The organism is Brenneria izbisi, from assembly GCF_025840185.1.
In the GTDB taxonomy this organism is placed as follows: domain Bacteria; phylum Pseudomonadota; class Gammaproteobacteria; order Enterobacterales; family Enterobacteriaceae; genus Brenneria; species Brenneria izbisi.
In genome coordinates this window covers 22,600-42,482 of the sequence record NZ_JAMPJU010000005.1, presented here as the reverse complement: position 1 = coordinate 42,482, position 19,883 = coordinate 22,600, and the positions used below count along the sequence as shown (strand labels likewise).

Here is a 19,883-nt window from a genome sequence, read left to right as displayed (position 1 = left end):
AATAGCGAAAATGGTGTTGGGATGCGTGGTACTGCGGAGAGTAAGGCAATGTCGACAGAAGAACTGGAACTGGTCTGGAAAAATATCAAGGCTGAAGCGCGCAGTTTGGCGGACTGCGAACCTATGCTGGCCAGTTTTTTTCATGCCACATTGCTAAAGCATGAGAATCTGGGCAGCGCGTTAAGCTATATGCTGGCTAACAAACTGGCGAACCCGATTATGCCGGCGATTGCCATTCGTGAGGTTGTCGAAGAGGCTTACCATGCCGATCCGCAGATGATTATTTCCGCTGCCCGCGATATCCGTGCGGTGTGCCTGCGCGACCCGGCGGTGGATAAATACTCTACTCCATTGCTGTATCTGAAAGGATTTCATGCGTTACAGGCTTATCGTATCGGACACTGGCTCTGGTTACAGGATCGCAAAGCGTTAGCAATCTATTTTCAGAATCAGATTTCAGTCTCTTTTGGCGTTGATATTCATCCTGCCGCGACCATTGGTTATGGGATCATGCTCGATCATGCCACTGGCATTGTGATCGGGGAAACGGCGGTCGTGGAGAATGATGTTTCCATCCTCCAGTCCGTTACCCTTGGCGGTACAGGCAAAACCAGCGGCGATCGCCATCCTAAGATCCGTGAAGGCGTGATGATCGGCGCTGGCGCCAAGATTTTAGGAAATATTGAAGTAGGGCGCGGCGCCAAGATTGGCGCGGGGTCGGTGGTATTGCAATCGGTGCCGCCACATACCACGGCTGCGGGTGTGCCTGCCCGAATTGTAGGACGGCCAGAAACCGATAAACCAGCGATGGATATGGATCAGTATTTCAATGGCGTGAATCGCGGTTTTGAATACGGCGATGGTATTTAGTTGCCATTCATTTCAGTTTTTTATTTACCCAACCATCTGACTTTCAGATGGTTTCTTGTTATTTCAGATGAGAAATTTCTGAAACCTCCCCACTGGCTTAAATTTATTTAACACCTGTTGTCAATTGCAGCTACATAATAATGTGCTTTATTGTCGTCTTATCTGTGAAGGCAAAATAATTTGAGCTACATAATCCTGATGTTTGTGTGTTATCCAGCGAGTTAAAGCAGCAGACAAGGGGTAGACGAATGAATCCCGATGGGATTAGATAAGTAAATTATTAGAGATAAAATGGCTGACATTGCGGTAATTTGAAAGCCAGAATCGATAATGTTATTACGTGGCAGAGAGTCTTATATGTATTTAAAACGTCTTTTAATTACCTTGTATTTGGCTGCGTTATCTGGCATGTCGTTAGCCGTTCATGCTGCGGGGAATTCCTCAGATCTGGATAACAATGGCAGTGCGGCAAATAGCGATAACACCGTTGCGACGAGCCATAATGAAAGCTGGTGGCAGAGAAGTAAAAATAACTTATCTAAAACATGGTCGGCATCGCCCAATCACGATATCTACATTCCTGCGATCACCTGGCATAACCGCTGGACTTACGATAAAGAAAAGACGGATGAGTATAATGAACGTCCGTGGGGCGCGGGTTACGGTGTTTCTCGTCTGGATGAAGATCGCGACTGGCATTCACTCTATATTATGGCGTTCAAGGATTCCCATAATAAATGGGAACCTATTGGCGGTTATGGCTTTGAGAAACGCTGGCGACCTGCTCGCGATCAGGATTTCCAATTGGGATTGGGGTTCACCGCCGGCGTGACGATGCGCGACAACTGGAATTATATTCCTATTCCGGTTTTATTGCCTTTGGCATCAGTTAGTTATAAAAAATTATCTTTCCAGGCCACCTATATTCCCGGCACCTATAATAATGGTAACGTCTTTTTTGCCTGGTTCAGATGGCAAATTTAATCGGCGTATATACCGATTTTTTGAAGGGTGATTCGATAAAACCCCTGCCAGAATTATCTGGCAGGGGTTTTATTTTTGATATGGTGTACCACTTGAACGGTTGTCCGGCGACGATTTAAGCCTTCTGTCAGCTATCCTCTGTGTTACTGTTCGTTTGTTATTCATACGGATGTAAACTTATTTGTTTGAAATTTATTCACCATTCTCCATTACAATAAAGCCACTTTTTTATTGAGCGGATTTCACTGTGCCATTACTTGTTATCACCACCATCTTATGGGCTTTTTCATTCAGTCTGATTGGCGAATATCTTGCCGGTCAGGTGGATAGCTGGTTTTCGGTATTGATGCGTGTTGGGCTGGCGGCGTTGGTTTTCTTGCCATTCCTACGCTGGCGCGGCTATGCGCCGCGTGTCCTTTTCCTGTATCTGCTGGTGGGCGCGTGTCAGTTAGGGATCATGTATCTGTTTGTTTTCCAAGCTTATCTGTATTTGACTGTGCCTGAGTTTTTGCTTTTTACGGTCATGACGCCACTGTATGTCACGTTGATTTACGATCTGCTGCGACGTGAACGGCTACGTTGGGGATATGTCTTTAGCGCGCTATTGGCGGTGCTGGGGGCGGCGGTGATCCGCTATGACGAGATTAGTCCTCATTTTGTCTGGGGGCTGATTCTGGTGCAGGCGGCGAATATCTTTTTTGCTATCGGACAGGTGGGTTACAAGCGCCTGATGGAAGTACATCCGATGCCGCAACATACTGCGTTTTCCTGGTTTTATCTGGGCGCGTTGGCGGTTTCAGTCATCGCCTGGCTACTGTTCGGTAACCCCGATAAGCTCCCCACAACATCATTGCAATGGGGGATTTTGGTCTGGTTGGGCGTCGCGGCCTCAGGGTTGGGTTATTTCATGTGGAACTACGGCGCCACTCAGGTTGATGCCGGAACGCTGGGGATCATGAATAATTTCCATGTTCCCGCGGCGCTCCTTGTCAACCTGGCTATCTGGCAGGAGAAACCCCATTGGCCGAGTTTTATCATTGGCGCACTGATTATTATGTCCTCACTGTGGGTACACCGGCGTTGGGTCGTGACGCGTCCCGTACAAACGGCAAGTGTTCGCAAGCGTGCTGACGCGCCGAGCGAATAAAGGCTTCAAGCACCGGCTGACGCTGTTCTCCGTCCCTGACGGCGGCGTACAGCCGGCTCCAGAGTCCTTCGCCCAGAGTTTTGGTGACAACCAATCCCTGACGTTCAAAACTTTCCACCACCCAGTGCGGTAGTGCGGCGATGCCCATCCGCGCGGCCACCATTTGAATCAACAGTAACGTGTTGTCCACGCTTTTTAAGGTTGGGCTGATAGCCGCCGGTTGTAAAAAATGACGCCACACATCCAGCCGTTGGCGCTGTACCGGGTAAATCATCAGCGTTTCAGTGCTGAGATCGTCGGGTTCGATTTTTGCTTTTTCCACCAGTGGGTGATCGGGCGCCAGCACCAGCCGTACCTCAAAATCAAACAACGGCGAGTAATGCAATCCGCTGCGAGGCATGATGTCCGAAGTCATGACCAGATCCAGTTCGCCCTGCTGCAACGCGGGCTGAGGATCAAACGTCACGCCGGATTTGAAGTCCATGACTACCTGCGGCCAGCTTTGCTGGAACGCATCCAGCGCCGGCGTCAGCCACTGAATACAGCTATGACACTCAATCGCCAGACGCAGCGTGGTCTGGTGCGGCTCATGGCAGGCCTGTAATGCCTGCTGGATTTGCGGCAACACCTGTTCAGCCAACTGCAACAGAATCTCACCCTGTGGCGTAAAGCGCAGCGGCTGACTTTTTCGAACAAATAGCCTGAATCCAAGACGTTGTTCCAGATCGCTGAACTGGTGGGACAGCGCCGACTGAGTCTGATGGAGTGAGGCGGCGGCGGCGGCTAACGATCCCGTATTGCGCAGCGCTTGCAGTGTTCGCAGGTGTTTAAATTCGATCATGAGAGTCCTTCACAGTGACGGTGAATAAATTGCGCTTGTGCTTAATACACTACCTGCGGATTATGGATGTGTAAACATCTGGATGGCTAAATGAGGATTTAATGATGGCGATTTTGAATCACACACTGGGTTTTCCGCGCGTAGGATTACGACGTGAACTGAAAAAAGCGCAGGAAAGCTACTGGGCAGGCAACGCCACACAACAAGAATTGCTGGCGGTTGGACGTGAATTGCGCGCGCGCCACTGGCAACAACAGAAGGATGCGGGCGTTGATCTGCTGCCGGTGGGTGATTTTGCCTGGTACGATCATGTGCTGACCACCAGCCTGTTGTTGGGTAATGTGCCTGCGCGTCATCAGAATGCCGATAGTTGCGTCGATCTGGATACGCTGTTCCGTATTGCCCGCGGACGTGCGCCAACGGGGGAGCCTGCGGCGGCGGCGGAGATGACCAAGTGGTTCAATACCAACTACCACTACATGGTGCCTGAGTTTACCAAAGGGCAGCGGTTTACGCTGACCTGGACCCAGTTGCTGGACGAAGTGGACGAGGCGCTGGCGCTGGGGCATAAAGTGAAACCCGTTCTACTGGGGCCGGTCACCTACCTGTGGCTGGGTAAAGTAAAAGGCGAGCAGTTCGATCGCCTGTCGTTGCTGCGGGACATCCTGCCGGTGTATCAGCAGGTGCTGGACGAACTGGCTAAACGCGATATCGAGTGGGTACAAATTGATGAGCCTGCGCTGGTGCTGGAGTTGCCGTCAGAATGGCTGGCCGCGTTCAAGCCCGCGTATGAGGCATTGCAGGGGCGGACAAAACTGCTGCTGACCACCTATTTTGACAGCATCGGGCAGAATCTGGACACTATCAAGACGCTGCCGGTTCAGGGGCTGCATGTCGATCTGGTTCACGGTAAAGATGATGCGGCGCAATTGCATGCGCAATTGCCCGCCGACTGGCTTCTGTCTCTGGGGGTGATCAACGGGCGCAATGTCTGGCGCGCCGATCTGAGTAGCTGGTTTGAGCGGCTGCAACCGCTGGTAGGCAAGCGTAAGTTGTGGCTGGGGAGCTCCTGCTCGCTGCTGCATAGCCCGATTGATCTCAGTGTGGAAACGCGTCTGGATGATGAAGTGAAAAGCTGGTTTGCGTTTGCTGTCCAGAAATGTGCGGAATTGTCGCTGTTGTCTCAGGCGTTGAATCGCGGTAACGGGCAGGCGCTGGAAGCGTACAGCGCGCCGATTCGTGCTCGTCGCACCTCGACGCGGGTTAACAATGCCGCCGTTGCACAGCGTCTGGCGGCCATTACCCCGCAGGACAGTCAGCGTCAGCAGCCGTATCCGTTGCGCGCCAAAGCTCAGCGTGAGCGCTTCAATCTACCCGCATGGCCAACCACCACCATCGGCTCTTTCCCGCAAACCACGGAAATTCGCGGCTTGCGTCTGGACTTCAAACAAGGTCGACTGGATGGCAATAATTACCGTACCGGTATCGCCGAACACATTAAGCAAGCGGTGGCGGAGCAGGAACGCCTGGGGCTGGATGTACTGGTGCATGGTGAAGCCGAGCGTAATGACATGGTGGAATACTTCGGCGAACATCTGGATGGTTTTATCTTTACCCAGAACGGCTGGGTACAGAGTTATGGCTCTCGTTGCGTGAAACCACCGGTGATTATTGGCGATATCAGCCGTCCGCAAGCCATCACGGTTGAATGGGCGAAGTATGCGCAGTCGCTGACGGATAAGCCGATGAAAGGCATGCTGACAGGCCCGGTGACGATCCTGTGTTGGTCTTTCCCGCGCGAAGACGTAACGCGTGAAACCATCGCCAGGCAAATCGCGCTGGCATTGCGGGATGAAGTGGCCGATCTGGAAAACGCGGGTATCGGTATTATTCAGATCGATGAACCGGCGCTGCGTGAAGGTCTGCCGCTGCATCGCTCCGACTGGGATGCGTATCTGACCTGGGCGGTGGACGCGTTCCGCCTCAATGCGGCGGTGGCGCGGGACGCGACTCAGATTCATACCCACATGTGTTATTGCGAGTTCAATGACATTATGGATTCCATTGCGGCGTTGGATGCGGATGTGATTACCATCGAAACCTCACGTTCCGATATGGAGTTGCTGGAATCATTTGAAGAGTTTGAATACCCAAACGAAATCGGCCCAGGCGTGTACGATATTCACTCGCCAAACGTACCGAGCGTGGAGTGGATGGAGGCATTGTTGCTGAAAGCCGCGCAACGCATTCCTGCTGAACGTCTGTGGGTTAACCCGGATTGCGGTCTGAAAACCCGTGGCTGGCCTGAAACCCGTCAGGCGCTGGCGAACATGGTGCAGGCGGCGCAGCGTTTGCGTGCGGCACAGGCTCAATGATTGGCGGAGAGGTGGTAAAGTAAAAGTTATAGCAACAGGGAGGCGAGCGCCTCCCTGTTGCTATTCAGCTTGTCTAAACCACGCCAGCCGTCTTACGTGGGTTCGGCATGATGGTGATAAACGTTTTTACGCATGTTTAATTGTGATATCTATCGCATTTTTTATGTATTCTGTTTTTTGTTTCTTTTTTATGGGTGATGGCTGTCACTAAAAACGCATTGATGATGCGCTAGAGTCTTGCTTATCGCAGATCTTTTTCTGCCCGCCGTTTTGATGTGCCACCCTATTCATAAATTAATAATTTTCACAGCCAATGTGTTGCATGAAAACGCAATGTTGAAAAGCGATTTATCGCTTCTGACTACTTAACGAATTTGCCTGGAGGCGGTTATGTCTAAATCTGATGTTTTCCATCTCGGTTTAACAAAAAATGATTTACAAGGCGCTACGCTGGCGATTGTTCCCGGCGATCCTGAACGTGTTGAAAAGATAGCCCGCCTGATGGATAACCCGGTATATCTGGCATCGCACCGTGAATTCACGTCCTGGCGTGCGGAGTTGGATGGGAAGACCGTGATTGTCTGTTCTACCGGGATTGGCGGCCCGTCAACGTCGATCGCGGTGGAAGAACTGGCTCAGCTTGGGATTCGCACGTTCCTGCGTGTCGGCACCACAGGTGCGATTCAGGAGGGCATTAATGTGGGCGATGTACTGGTGACCACCGCCGCTGTGCGTCTTGACGGCGCCAGCCTGCATTTCGCGCCGATGGAGTTCCCGGCGGTCGCTGATTTTACCTGTACGACGGCGCTGGTCGATGCGGCGAAGGCGACGAACGTCGCGCTGCACATTGGCGTAACCGCATCATCCGATACGTTCTATCCGGGTCAGGAACGCTATGATACGTTCTCTGGCCGCGTCGTGCGCCGTTTTCGCGGCTCGATGGAAGAGTGGCAAAGCATGGGCGTACTGAACTATGAAATGGAGTCCGCCACGTTGCTGACCATGTGCGCCAGTCAGGGGCTGAAAGCCGGGATGATCGCCGGTGTGATTGTTAACCGCACCCAACAGGAAATTCCTGATACGGCGGCAATGAAACAGGCCGAGTCCACCGTTATCCAGGTGTTGCTGGATGCTACCCGCCGATTGCTGGCCGCCGGGTAGTTGCTTAAGGAGATATATGACCGAACCAACGTTGCTTCATCCTTCTTTATTACCGCTGGACGGCGGCATCAATTTTCGCGATCTGGGCGGGAACCGCGCCGCCGACGGGCGGCTTATCCGCCACGGTAAACTGTTTCGCGCAGGCTCGCTGGATTTGCTGAGTCATGCCGATTGCGAATACCTTGCTGGCGTACCGGTTTCCCACGTTATTGATTATCGGGATGAGGAAGAAATCGTCGTCAAACCCGATGTATTGTGGGCTGGCGCAAACTACCATGCGTTCCCGGCCAATCCGCTGCGACATGAAGTCACGGCGAATCTGGATTCATTGGGATCGGATGTGCTGGCGGCGTTTGATTCACGGGCATTTATGCTGGAGCTCTATCGCCGCTTGCCGTTTGATAATTCAGCTTACCGCCAATTGGTGGCGTTGCTGTTGCAGCCGGATGAGGGCGCGCTGGTGCAACATTGCGCTGTGGGTAAAGATCGCACCGGGATAGGCTCTGCCCTGGTGATGTTCGCGCTGGGCGCGGATGAGCAAACGGTGGTGGAAGACTATCTGTTAACCGATACTACGCTGGCGCCGTTTCGTCAGCACTTGATGGCACACCTGGCGCAGACGCTGAATGAAAAAGCGCTGGGGCAGTTCTCTTATGTGCTGTCGGTGCAGGAAGAATTTATCGTGACGGCGTTGCAGGCCATCAATGAACGTTATGGTTCCGTCAATGTCTGGCTTGAAGTCGAATATGGGCTGGACGACCAGACTCGTCAATGCTTGCAGGATAAATATCTGATTTGATTCCTGCTAAATGTACGCATTAAAAGGCCGGTCGCATGGACCGGCCTTTGTCCGTGATGTATCTGTAACGTCAGCGCCACAGGCGGCGGTTAGCCGGTGTTGCGCATACCGGCGGCGACGCCCGCAATGGTGACCATCAACGCCAGTTCCACCTCAGGACTCGGCTGTTCCTGCTGGCGCGAACGGTGCAGCAGTTCGGCCTGAAGCACGTTCAGCGGATCGGTATAGACGTTGCGCAAGGCGATGGATTCCGCAATCCACGGCAGGTCTTCCATCAGGTGATCGTCATTGGCTATCGTCAGCACCACGTTGATATCGGCGGCCAGTTGCTCGCGTAGTTGTTTGCCCAACGGCCACAGCTTTTTGTCAACCAGACGCTGATCATAGTATTCCGCCAGCCACAGGTCGGTTTTGGCAAACACCATCTCCAACATTCCGATACGGGTGGAGAAGAACGGCCAGTCGCGACACATGGTTTCCAGTTGCTCTTGCTGGCCGTCGTCCACCACTTTTTGCAATGCGGCGCCCGCGCCAAGCCACGCGGGCAGCATCAAACGGTTCTGCGTCCAGGCAAAGATCCACGGAATGGCGCGCAGGCTTTCAACCCCCCCGCTGGGGCGGCGTTTCGCCGGACGGGAGCCCAGCGGCAATTTACCCAACTCCAATTCTGGGGTGGCGGCGCGAAAATAAGGCACGAAATCCGGGTTTTCACGCACATAGCCGCGATACATATCGCAGGACACGCGAGAGAGCTCGTCCATCACCTCCCGCCATTCCTGCCTGGGTTCAGGCGGCGGCAACAGATTGGCTTCCAGAATGGCGCCGGTGTACAGCGCCAGACTGCTGATTGTGACTTCGGGCAGACCATATTTGAAGCGGATCATTTCACCCTGCTCGGTAACGCGCAGACCGCCTTTCAGACTCCCCGGCGGTTGAGACAGCAGGGCGGCGTGCGCTGGCGCACCGCCGCGGCCTATAGAGCCCCCGCGACCGTGGAACAACGTCAACGCAATACCCGCTTTCTCACAGGTTTTGATCAGCGCGTCCTGCGCACGGTATTGTGCCCATGATGCCGCCATCACGCCGGCGTCTTTCGCCGAGTCGGAATAGCCAATCATGACCATCTGTTTGCCCTGGATAAAACCGCGATACCAGTCGATATTCAGCAACTGAGTCATGACCTCATCCGCATTGTTCAGGTCATCCAGCGTTTCAAACAGCGGCGCAACCGGCAAAGCAAACGGACATCTGGCTTCTTTGAGCAGCAGATGAACCGCCAGCACGTCAGACGGGGTGCGCGCCATCGAGATCACATAAGCCGCAATCGATCCCTGCGGGGCTTTGGCGATAACGCGGCAGGTCTCGAGCACTTCTTTAGTGTCCGCGCTGGGTTCCCAGTCACGGGGAAATAATGGACGCTTGGAGCTTAATTCGCGGATCAAGAAGGCTTGCTTATCGGATTCAGACCAGCTTTCGTAGTCGCCGAGGCCCAGATAACGGGTAACTTCGGCCAGCGCGTCGGTGTGACGGGTACTTTCCTGACGGACATCAATGCGCACCAGCGGCACGCCGAAACAGCGCACGCGACGCAACGTGTCCAGCAACTGGCCGTCGGCGATGATGCCCATGCCGCAGGCATGCAGCGACTGATAGCAGGCGTGCAGCGGTTCCCAGAGTTGCTCGTTGCTAACCAGCAGATCTTTCGGCGCCAGCAACTGTTCGCCTTTAAGACGGGATTCCAGATAGCTCAGCGTGTTATTGAGTTGGGTACGCAGTGATTTCATGATGGCGCGATAAGGTTCCTGCACTTCATCGCCGCCAGCCAGCTTGCTCAATGCCGGCGTACATTCGGACATCGACAGTTCCGATACCAGGAACTGGATATCTTGCAGAAACAGGTCGGCGGCTTTCCAGCGGCTGAGCAATAACACATGGCGGGTCACTTCGGCGGTAACGTTCGGATTGCCGTCGCGGTCACCCCCCATCCAGGAAGTGAAACGTACCGGCACCGCTTCAACGGGCAGGCGATAACCGAAGGATTTCTCCAGCAATTCGTCAAGTTCGCGCAGAAAAGCCGTCACTCCTTCCCACAAACTGTTTTCAACCACGGCAAAACCCCACTTCGCTTCTTCTACCGGGGTAGGCCGTATTTTGCGAATTTCGTCGGTGTGCCAGGACTGGGCAATCAACTGACGCAGACGACGCATGATCCGATCCCGCTCGTAACCGGCCAGATCGTCATGATCAAGCTGTTTAAGGCAGGTATTCACTTCAACCAGTTTGTGGATCAACGTCCGGCGGGTGATCTCGGTGGGGTGCGCCGTCAGCACCAACTCGATGGAAAGCGATTCGACGGCATCGCGAATAGCCTGTTCTGTGAGATTTTCATTTGCTTTTAAACGCTCAAAGGCTTTGCCAAGTAATTCCGGGTTGCTGGCTGCCTCGCCATGAGGGGAAATCGTATGATATTGCTCAGCGGTATTGGTAAAGTTAAGAAACTGGCTAAATGCACGGGCAACCGGCAACAGTTCATCGTTGGACAGATTCTGTAGTGTGTCCAGTAGTGCCTGACGATGTTTCTCGCTGCCTGCTCTGGAAGACTTTGACAACTTGCGGATTGTTTCTACTTTATCAAGAATGTTTTCGCCTAACGCCTCCTTGATCGTATCGCCAAGTAGCTTGCCAAGCATACTGACGTTACTTCGCATTGCGGAATATTTTTCGTTCATTTTACCCTGACCCATCCCTCTACTTTTGTAAGTTTGTTTCACTTGACAGATATTCTGCGCTTCCTTCATCTAGCCATGACCAGCCTGATTCGTCAATTGACGATTCTTTGTTCTCGTTATTCTTTCTATCTGCATTGATGTGGATACGATAATTTGTGAAATTTAATTACAAACGGAAAGATATTATCTTTGCTTATCAAAATGGGAAAATAAAACGTCTCGAATCGAATGATCCACGTAGGTTTCGCAAGGCTCATTGTTAAGGTTTAACCGTGTCTGAACATGAGCGGATACGGCGTCATTCGCCAATTCCTTATTAACATTGTGGTCTTTAAGGAACTACGGCAAAGCTTGCTTTACTCACTAGGGCAGTACCGATCTTGAGTTGAGAATAGCAGGCAATTGATAATGAAAATTCGTGATTCCAACACCACATTCAATCCCTCCACGCTGCCTGAACCTGCCCCGGAGAGCCGGGCTGGTAAGGAGACAAGACGAAACGATGCGGAGCAACCCTCCACGTCTGAGGCGCGTGACAAAGCGGGGACGCTTCCCCGCCCCACCCATCGTCCTTCTCTCTGGTCGCATATCGTTGAACAGTCATATCACTCCGCGGCGTCATCGTCGCACGATGTCGGACGCCCTTCCCGCATGCATAGGGCGGAAACCTCGACCGGGCGGCAGGAGGAGGTTAACCAGAACAAACGCTATCGTTCGGAACCGCGCCCATCAGGGGCGAGAGTGGATGAAAAATTGCGTCAGGCGCTGCTCTACAGAGAAAACCGGCTACGGCCCGATGAGAGGAAAACGCTTCAGGCTCAGCGCAATATGCAATATCTCGCACTGGATCAGCGCTCCGACGGTGGTTTCCCGGAGCGTTGCCTTGAGATGGCAAGGAATAATGTGCTCGCCTTGCACAATGGCGCTGATAAGGCGCTGATCTTTTTGCAAGCCTCATCCGATATCCAGACCAACGTTCACTGGCTCACGCGTTATCTGATCAAACTGGCGCTTCCGCCCGCAGACGCTCAGGATCGTGTCGTTCAAAAACGGATCCAGGATTGCGCGGGACTGGCCGCGCACTATTTTCTGGTGCATCACGGCTGGTTTAAAGAGGCGTCGATGCAAAGTCATGCCGCGATAGCTAACCGCCTCAGCAAATTTCAGAGCAACGCGGCTTGTCTGGCGGCGATCGAGCGTATCGCGATCGATACCGCGCACGCCCATAATCTTCACGACGTCGATATGAAAACAGGAATATTGCTTGCCGGCGCGTTTGCCAAAAACGACAGAAGCGACTTTTGCTGTGAAGGCATGTTGAGGATCGTCCGGCATTTGCTGGCGCGGTTTCCATCCATACCTACCATTAAGAATGGTTCCATGTTATTGAATTCACTTAGCAAATGGCCCAAAAACCAACAAGTGGAAGGTGTCGCTTGCGCCCTGACGGAGAAGATCCTGAGAGATCCGCGTTTGCAGTTAAAGCAGAGAATAGATGTCTTTGAGATACCCGGCTATTTGCTGGCTTTCAGCAAATGGCCGCAGCGTCCCATGATGAAAGAGGCGGCTATCGATCTGAGCGAGGTGATCGTCGCTAATCCCGCGCTCCGCAAGAAAATGAATGCCGTCGGGGTGAGCAAGTCTCTGGTTGCGTTGAGCAAGTGGGCTGGGGAACGATGGGCGCGAGACGCGACGCTCGCTCTGGCGGGAGACATCGTCCCAAATCGCGTATTGCAGCGACAGATGAACGTGCAGGATATGAGCAATTCCCTGAATGCCTTAAGTAAATATGCCGATGAGCCGCTGGCGGAGAAGGCGGCGCATGCACTGGTGGACAGAATTGCCCGGGAGCGGCGACTATGCGGCGAAATGAATAGTCAGGCTGTCGCCATTATCCTGAATGCCTCCAGCAAGTGGCATGAGAAGCCGTGGGCGGGTAAGGCGGCGCTTGCTCTGGCGGACAGAGTGATTTCTGATCAGGTCCTGCGCCAGAAGATGGATACCAACCAGGTGGCAATGTCGCTGAATGCGCTCAGCAAGTGGCCGGAAGAGCCATTGATCCAGGAGGCGGTGTTTGCCTTGGCGGATAGGGGGGCTAAGGATCATCGCCTGCAAATGGAAATGGATGCGCTGGGCGTGGCAATAATCCTGAATGCGTTGAGCAAATGTCTTAACAAGGAACGCGTCTGGGAAACGGCTGTTGTTTTTGCGGACAGGGTGGTTGCCGATCACCGGCTGCGGGAGGATTTGGATGTCGGAAACGTAAGCGATATTTTGAACGCCATGAGCAAATGGGCCGGAAAACCGCTGGCCGGGGACGTCGTTTTCGTTCTGGCGGACAAAATAGCGGAGGATGAAGGGCTGCGGCGGAGAATCGACGCGGTATCCGTGGCGAATGCGCTGAACGGTTTTTCCAAGTGGAGCGAGGCGCCGCGAGTAGAGAACGCCGTGTGCTTACTGGCGGAGAGGGTCGCTTCAGATCAGGTGTTGCGCTTTAAGATGCAGTTTGTCGAGGTGGGCAACACCCTGAATGCCCTGAGCAAATGGCCGGAGAAACGGCAGATGCGTGAAGCGGCGGTGGAGATGGCGGATAGAGTCGCCTCGGATCGCCGGTTACAACAGCAGATGGATGCCCGGAGCTTAGCCATTATTCTAAATGCGTTTAGCAAGTGGCCTAAGGAAAAACGGCTCGGCAAGGCGATGGAGGGTTTAGCGGAAAAAGTGGCTGTAGATCATCAACTGTGCTGGCAGATGAGCTCGCAAGGGGTATCTAATTGTTTGAATGCATTCAGTAAATGGCCCGAAAATCGGCAGGTGCAAAAAGCGGTTTTCGCGCTGGCTGACCGTGTGATCGCGGACAAGAGTCTACTGCAGGACGCGGACGCCGAACATGTGTCCAATATCCTGAATGCGTTCAGTAAATGGCCTGGTAATAAGAAAGCCAAAGACGCAATGCTCGTGATAGCGCAGCAGGTGGTGGAGGATGAGGCGTTGCGACAGTCACTAAACGCCCTGGGAATGAGTAACTTGTTTAACGCGTTGAGCAAATGGCAGGCGGAGCCGCTGGCTGAACGCGCCAGCCTTGCCCTGATGGAAAGGCTGGTGACGGATAAGACGCTGAGACAGTCCCTGACGCCTGTTGGTCTTTGCGCCATATTGAACGCCCTGAGCAAATGGACTCAGCATAGTTTGGCCAGGGAAGCGGGCGGGATATTGATGGAACAACTGGGAACGCGGGGTTACGCCTGGCGGGATTTCGACCTCAGAGGGATATGCCAGATCGCGAATGCTGTGGCTCGTTTGTCCGGGAATGATGAACAAGATATCGCAGAGGGCAGAATAGTACTGGAGGGGCTATCCGCCTATCTGGATCTGCATCCTGAATGTTTCGCCGATGCTGATTTACCCGGCGTCGGCATCCTGTTCAAAGCCTACGGCAATATGCATATACCGCGCGCGCTCCGGCCGCTTGCTGAACCCGCGCTGGAGCGGGTACAGGCGTTGATCCAGCAGGATCAACTGTGCGATAACTCGCTTGAAGCCGTGGCGACGCTCAGTCTGGGGCTGCTGCCTGTGGCCCGCAGCCCGGAGTTGCAGCGCCATCGCGTTCAGGCGGTGAAGACGCTGGAAATGATGCAGCCCATCGTTGCGCGCAAGGTTGACGGCTATCTTCGCCTGGAGAATACGCAATCGGATCGTGGCGGCCTGGATTTGCAGGATAATGGGGAAGCGTGCGGCACCCGCTCCCCGGCGCTCAGTTTTTATCAGGTGCTAAAAACCTATAATGTGGTGGCCCGACAGTGGAATACGCGCAATATCGAAGGCGAGCGTAACGACATCAAGGCGCGGCAGACTGAGCTAAAACATTGGGTACAAGACCTGCTGGAACGGACGCAACAGGTCATCAATGCGGATCTTCAGGAGAGTAGCTGGAACCTGATCGCCCAGATTGAAGCGAATGATGAAATCTATGAGGCGCTGGATTTGCGTCTGCTCAAGGATTCGGCAACGCTCGTGGCGCGCCATCCGCCCATCACTTTCGACCTGACGCAGACCATGAGCCAAATGCGCACGCCGCCCGGTCGGATTAAGCCGCCGCCGCCCGGCGCCGGCGCCACGCAACATATTGTTGTCGATATTCGGGGGAAAGAGGTCAAGGCGCCGAAACCGGATGATGACCCGCCAGACAACTACTCTTTTTATACGCGCCTGACCGGACAACCGCTGGTGGAGGTCGAACTGCCCGGCGAGCTCAGCAGTTTTATGCTGGCGCGTACCTTTCAGTATCAGGACGACCTCTGGCGTTTTGATATCTTCGGCGGCAGCAGATTGAAGAAAGGGCGTCAGAATACGGTCAAGGATATCCTCACCGGATCGCATGCGGGTAAATCATTATTGCCCGCGATCCGATACGCCGATACCGTGCCGAACAGCGATTTTATGCGCTTTATTGAAAAGATCTCTCCGCAGCGCGAAGACTGGTCGCGCATACAGCGCGCCCTGTTGGAGATGGTGCCGCCGGATCATGTCGTCGAAGGCACGCTGCGCCTTGGATGGTGCGCGGACGTACCGGGGCCGCAGCATCCTTTTAAGTTGACCAGTCCGTCTGGCGAGCGGCTGGCTTTGTGTCCGAATGACGGTTGCGGTTTTTTGCGCTGGGAGGTGGCGCGGCGGATCCCGGTGGTCAGCGCGTATATCGACGCCTGGGAAGCATCGCGCGCCGGTCATGCCAGCCAGGAGCAGATTGGGCTGTTAAAAGGGCAGGATGCGGGACAAAACAACATCCCGCCTCAGGCGCTGATGCACTACCCGCGCAGCGAAAGCGTGCAGGCCGAGGCGCATGCGGTGTTGCAACGGCGGCTGACCGAATTACGGGCGCAAAAAGCGGGCCCGGATGCGGACGAAGCGCATGTCTCCCCGGACAGCGTGGATCGTCTTACCCTCTATCGGATGACTATCAGCGGCGGCTATCTGGGCCGACGGCTGCGCGCCGTGCCTTCGGCCAGCGACCGGCTCTACCTGCCGACGGTGCCGTTGCCGGGGTTTCAGCGACCGGAAAACGACCTGTTGCTGGGCAAGCCGCCTTATGACAAGGAATACCTGCTGCCGTTCGCCGCCGAAAAGGTCGCCACGCCCGCCAGTGGAGACGCCACCGCGCGTTTTCTGGATCAGTGCTTTGCCATCCAGTACAGCTACAGCGGGGTTGACGAAGATTCCGGCGAGGATGCCGATATGCTGCACAGTAAAGGCATGCTGATTATTCCCCCGCCAGGCCACTGGTCGCCCGCGCATGCCGATCAGGATATGGTCTGTTCGCGGGAAGACTTGAAGATCTTGTCGCGTTGGCAGCATGGACGCGAGCGCGACAAGCTGCCGGAACAGATGCTCAGCACCGGCAGCCTGAGAGTCAAGGATGTTCTGGTGCCGGGCCGGTTGGCGGGTTTGCCGATAGCGGAACTGCGCAAGCGCAACATGGACACCGATGGCGATGACGCCTTTGTCTATGCCGGGTATCCGCAACTGGCTGCGCATATCCGGGAGGTGATGGACGACCGGGCGCGGCGGCGCGGGGTGGAGAAATCCTTTAAGCCGCCCAAAACCGCGACCGCGGCGATTGATGAACAAGGGCGCTATCATACCGGTCGCGCCCAGGAGATCCTCAACGATCAACGCGGCGGCAAATTGATTGGCGCCGCCAGCCAAGCGGCCAACCGTTTTTTGGCGCAGCCGGATGAGTTGCGTGAAAAAATGGCGCGCAAAATGATGTTCGGCATCTACGACGGGGTAGAGCGCAGCCTGCGCAACGGTTTGCGCCAATTGCTGGCCGGCGACCCTGACGCGCCGCCGTTGGCGGCGTTGTGTACGCAGAGCGAAGCGGCGATTGGCCGGGCTCATCAGCCGGAAGCGCGGGAGGTCGCCGGGCTATTGCATCATCTGACGCAACAACTGGCGTCGCCTGACGCCCCAGCGACGGCGCCCGCCATATCAGCCGCCGTCGCTGAGGCGAATTCCCGACTGGCGGAAGCTTATGCGAAAGCGCCGGATACCGCGGGGCGCATCCACGCCGTGTTGAACAACTATCCGGTTTGTCGGCTGTCTCACGAACAGTTCCCCGACGGTCAGCCGGGGCTGGTGCCGGGTGAGCCGGAACTGACCATCCGTAACCTTTTTACGCTGGCGGTGAAAGTCGGCACCGATGCGCTGAAATCGGATACCGGTACGGTGCTGTTCAGTAAAATTCTGGATAATTGCGTTCAAACGGAACGCCTCTTCCCTGAGAGGGTACGCCATGTCCCTTATACCAAGCAGACGGCGCGTGTGATGCAGGAAGGACGTTTTAATCCTGAAGAAGCCAAAGCCGCGCTGGTCGGGATGCCCACGCTGGCGGCGGCGGTCATGGAAGATGCCGTGGACTCGTTACAGAAGGTGGGGTTGCTCCATGTGCCGCCCACATTGCTGGAGCGTACCCAGTCGCTGTCGCCGCAGGCGCTGAAAGCGGCGGCGCAGGCCTTAAACAGTCAAGCACGGCAGGCACAGCAGCGCATCACCGATCTGTTGCAGCGACTGCTGCCCGCTCAGGCGCATTTAGCGGGACTCAACCACAACATAAAATCCGTGGGATCGATAGAGGAAAAACTCAGGTATCTGGTCGGTAAAAAGCAACTGGATTTACCGCAGGCGGTGACTCAATTCAGCGATGCCCTGCGCTACAGCGTGGTGATGCCGGGTGAATCTTTTACCGAGTCATACCGCAAGCTGCTTGCGGCATTGGACGCCGAAGGTCATACGCTGCTCCAGCGGACGAATTATTTTACGAAACCGTATATTCCGTTCCGCTCGATTAATGCGACTCTGCGGGGCGGCGCTGGCGAACCGAGTTGGGAGATCCAGTTTCATACGGAAGAAACCTTCATGCTCAAGGAACGTTATCACGACAGCTACAAGGATGAACAACGGCTTAAACGTGAAGGGATGTTGCCGGGCGGGTTGCAGGAGGCCCGGCAAGCATTCAGCCAGGTGCAGGTCCCGCCGGGGTGTCTGGACATTGACGACTTACAGCAGGCCGGCGGCGCGGAGAGCGCAAGAACATCCGCGCCGCGCCAATTGCAGCGCCCCTTATCCGGCGCCGCGTCCACGCCGTTGTTGCGTCAGGCTGGAGTGGTGCTGGAACAGGCGCGGGCGCTTGAACGCCGTATCTCTCCGAAATTACAGCCGCTATTACAAGAGCATGACGGCCAGTTACGTATGGATAAACAAGGCGACTGGCGCCCCTTTATTTTCAAAAAGCCGGGCTCTATCGCCCGCAAACTGGCTGAACGCCAGCAGGATGATGCTGTGCGCCCGAACGTGGTGCGCGACGCGCTCAGGTACGAGGTGATCCTGGCGCCGGAACGATTCGCGGACAAAGCGAAAGCCATTGTGAACGGGCTCCGGCGTGATGGCCTCGAAATGGTGGCGGTGCGCAACGGCTTTCTGGAGGCGGATACCACTTACGCGGGCGTTAACGTCAAATTGCGCGATACCAAAGCGTCGCCGGGAGAGGGTTATTTTGAGGTGCAGTTTCATACCCGCGAAAGTCTGAGAGCCAAACTTGATACGCACAGAGATTATGAAGCGCACCGGAAGCTGCCGGCAAACCGCTCAGCCACCGATACCGACGAAACGTGGGCAAATATAGAGGAAAAACGGGGATCTCAACTGAGAAAAATGCGCCAAATTGCGGCTGGTGTCCCGTTGCCGGAGGGTATCGAAAAATTGGCGGCATTTAAGCACTATACCGATAATTAAGCGGAAACCGACCGGCCCTTTCGCCAACCTTATTTGCAGAAATGCCGAACCAACTGGGCGATCAGATCGCGGGTTGGCGTAATAAAGGCGGTATCGATATATTCGTCCGGCTGGTGCGCCTGATCGATAGAACCAGGCCCCAGCACCAGCGTTGGGCACAGTTCCTGAAGAAAAGGCGCTTCGGTACAGTAATTCACTACCTCGGTTTTTGTTCCCAGCAATTTTTCCACCACCGACACTAAGCGATGGTCGATTGGGCATTCATAACCGGGGATGGGCGGATGCAGTTCACTGATGGTCAAACGGCCTGGCCAACGCTGGCTTACCGGCGCCAGTGTTTCCGCCAGCAGGCCGTTCAAGTCGTTGAGCGTCAGCCCCGGCAGCGGACGAATATCCATATGCAGTTCACAGCAGGCGCAGATACGGTTGGCGGCATCCCCGCCGTGAATATGGCCCAGATTCATGGTGGGATAAGGAATATTGAACGCCGCGTTGTGATAGCGATCTTGTAGCGTATTGCGCAGCACCAGCAGATGCGAGATAGCTTCATGCATCAGTTCAATGGCATTAACGCCGCGCGACGGATCGCTGGAATGACCGGACTGCCCCTGAATACGGATCGCGCTGGACATGTGGCCTTTGTGGGCGCGCACCGGCTGTAATGAGGTTGGCTCGCCAATAATGGCGCAGTCCGGGCGGATGTGTGTGGATTGAGAGAAGTATTTGGCGCCCGCCATGGTGGTTTCTTCATCGGCGGTGGCAAGAATATACAGCGGTCTGGTCAGTTTCGTCGCATCAATGTCGCGCAGCGTGTCGAGAATGAAGGCGAAAAACCCTTTCATATCGGCGGCGCCCAAGCCATAAAGCTTATTAGCCTGTTCGGTCAGCGTGAAGGGATCACGCGTCCAGCGTCCGTCATCGAATGGCACCGTATCCGTATGTCCGGCCAGCAGCAAACCGCCTTTACCTTCACCAATCCGCGCCAGCATATTAAATTTATGCTGTGTGCCGGGAACGGGTTGCACCTCGATGTGAAAACCTAAATCGCCAAACCAGCCCGCCAACAGGTTGATTAATGCCTGATTACTTTGATCGAGTGCGCTGTCGGTGGCGCTGATGGACGGAGTCGCGATCAACGCCCGGTATAGCTCAATAAAAGGGGGTAAATTCATCTTCACTGTTGACAGCC

The 19,883-nt window shown here is 54.8% G+C and carries 10 protein-coding genes; 7 read left to right on the top strand and 3 right to left on the bottom strand.

Annotation, left to right across the window (positions count from 1 at the left end; translation table 11 throughout):
* Positions 1-48 precede the first annotated feature (48 nt).
* The 3 genes from cysE to NC856_RS08335 all read left to right on the top strand — a co-directional run bounded on the left by cysE (position 49) and on the right by NC856_RS08335 (position 3,001).
* The gene (gene cysE, locus NC856_RS08345; protein ID WP_264089971.1) at positions 49-870 is read left to right on the top strand and encodes a serine O-acetyltransferase; all 822 of its coding nucleotides are present in this window, start codon (positions 49-51) and stop codon (positions 868-870) included.
* A 357-nt stretch (positions 871-1,227) separates the two neighbouring features.
* Positions 1,228-1,854, top strand: coding sequence for a lipid IV(A) palmitoyltransferase PagP (gene pagP / locus NC856_RS08340; RefSeq protein WP_264090191.1), 627 nt, complete (start codon positions 1,228-1,230; stop codon positions 1,852-1,854).
* Positions 1,855-2,101: 247 nt separating this feature from the next.
* Positions 2,102-3,001 (top strand): carboxylate/amino acid/amine transporter, encoded by a 900-nt coding sequence (locus NC856_RS08335; protein ID WP_264089970.1) that lies wholly within the window; start codon positions 2,102-2,104, stop codon positions 2,999-3,001.
* On the opposite strand, the gene metR is transcribed toward NC856_RS08335, so the two are convergent.
* Positions 2,907-3,842 carry an HTH-type transcriptional regulator MetR gene (gene metR / locus NC856_RS08330; RefSeq protein WP_264089969.1) on the bottom strand — a complete coding sequence of 312 codons (936 nt, stop codon included), beginning with the start codon at positions 3,840-3,842 and terminating at the stop codon, positions 2,907-2,909. The genes NC856_RS08335 and metR overlap by 95 nt on opposite strands.
* Positions 3,843-3,946: 104 nt before the next feature.
* Here metR and metE point away from each other — a divergent pair, with 104 nt between their 5' ends.
* From metE to NC856_RS08315, 3 genes are all read left to right on the top strand, one after another.
* Entirely contained in the window at positions 3,947-6,217 is a 2,271-nt protein-coding gene (metE, locus tag NC856_RS08325; protein ID WP_264089967.1) for a 5-methyltetrahydropteroyltriglutamate--homocysteine S-methyltransferase, read from the top strand.
* Positions 6,218-6,607: 390 nt separating this feature from the next.
* Positions 6,608-7,378 (top strand): uridine phosphorylase, encoded by a 771-nt coding sequence (udp, locus tag NC856_RS08320; protein ID WP_264089966.1) that lies wholly within the window; start codon positions 6,608-6,610, stop codon positions 7,376-7,378.
* A gap of 16 nt (positions 7,379-7,394) precedes the next feature.
* Positions 7,395-8,177 (top strand): tyrosine-protein phosphatase, encoded by a 783-nt coding sequence (locus NC856_RS08315; protein WP_264089965.1) that lies wholly within the window; start codon positions 7,395-7,397, stop codon positions 8,175-8,177.
* An 89-nt stretch (positions 8,178-8,266) separates the two neighbouring features.
* Here the strand turns inward: NC856_RS08315 and ppc are convergent, their stop codons facing one another.
* Complete coding sequence (gene ppc, locus NC856_RS08310; protein WP_264089963.1) at positions 8,267-10,906, bottom strand: phosphoenolpyruvate carboxylase; 2,640 nt, start codon at positions 10,904-10,906, stop codon at positions 8,267-8,269.
* 408 nt (positions 10,907-11,314) lie between these two features.
* Between ppc and xopAD the strand changes: the two genes are divergently transcribed.
* Positions 11,315-18,694, top strand: coding sequence for a XopAD/skwp family type III secretion system effector (xopAD, locus tag NC856_RS08305; protein WP_264089962.1), 7,380 nt, complete (start codon positions 11,315-11,317; stop codon positions 18,692-18,694).
* Between the two features lie 29 nt (positions 18,695-18,723).
* Here the strand turns inward: xopAD and argE are convergent, their stop codons facing one another.
* Positions 18,724-19,872: an acetylornithine deacetylase gene (gene argE / locus NC856_RS08300; RefSeq protein WP_264089961.1), complete on the bottom strand. Its 1,149-nt coding sequence runs from the start codon at positions 19,870-19,872 to the stop codon at positions 18,724-18,726.
* Positions 19,873-19,883 lie beyond the last annotated feature (11 nt).

Bases quoted from the DNA above. Each gene is read 5' to 3' on its own strand.
- metE (WP_264089967.1), top strand. From the start codon at position 3,947: ATGGCGATTTTGAATCACACACTGGGTTTTCCGCGCGTAGGATTACGA.
- udp (WP_264089966.1), top strand. From the start codon at position 6,608: ATGTCTAAATCTGATGTTTTCCATCTCGGTTTAACAAAAAATGATTTA.
- ppc (WP_264089963.1), bottom strand. From the start codon at position 10,906: ATGAACGAAAAATATTCCGCAATGCGAAGTAACGTCAGTATGCTTGGC.
- pagP (WP_264090191.1), top strand. From the start codon at position 1,228: ATGTATTTAAAACGTCTTTTAATTACCTTGTATTTGGCTGCGTTATCT.
- xopAD (WP_264089962.1), top strand. From the start codon at position 11,315: ATGAAAATTCGTGATTCCAACACCACATTCAATCCCTCCACGCTGCCT.
- NC856_RS08315 (WP_264089965.1), top strand. From the start codon at position 7,395: ATGACCGAACCAACGTTGCTTCATCCTTCTTTATTACCGCTGGACGGC.
- cysE (WP_264089971.1), top strand. From the start codon at position 49: ATGTCGACAGAAGAACTGGAACTGGTCTGGAAAAATATCAAGGCTGAA.
- metR (WP_264089969.1), bottom strand. From the start codon at position 3,842: ATGATCGAATTTAAACACCTGCGAACACTGCAAGCGCTGCGCAATACG.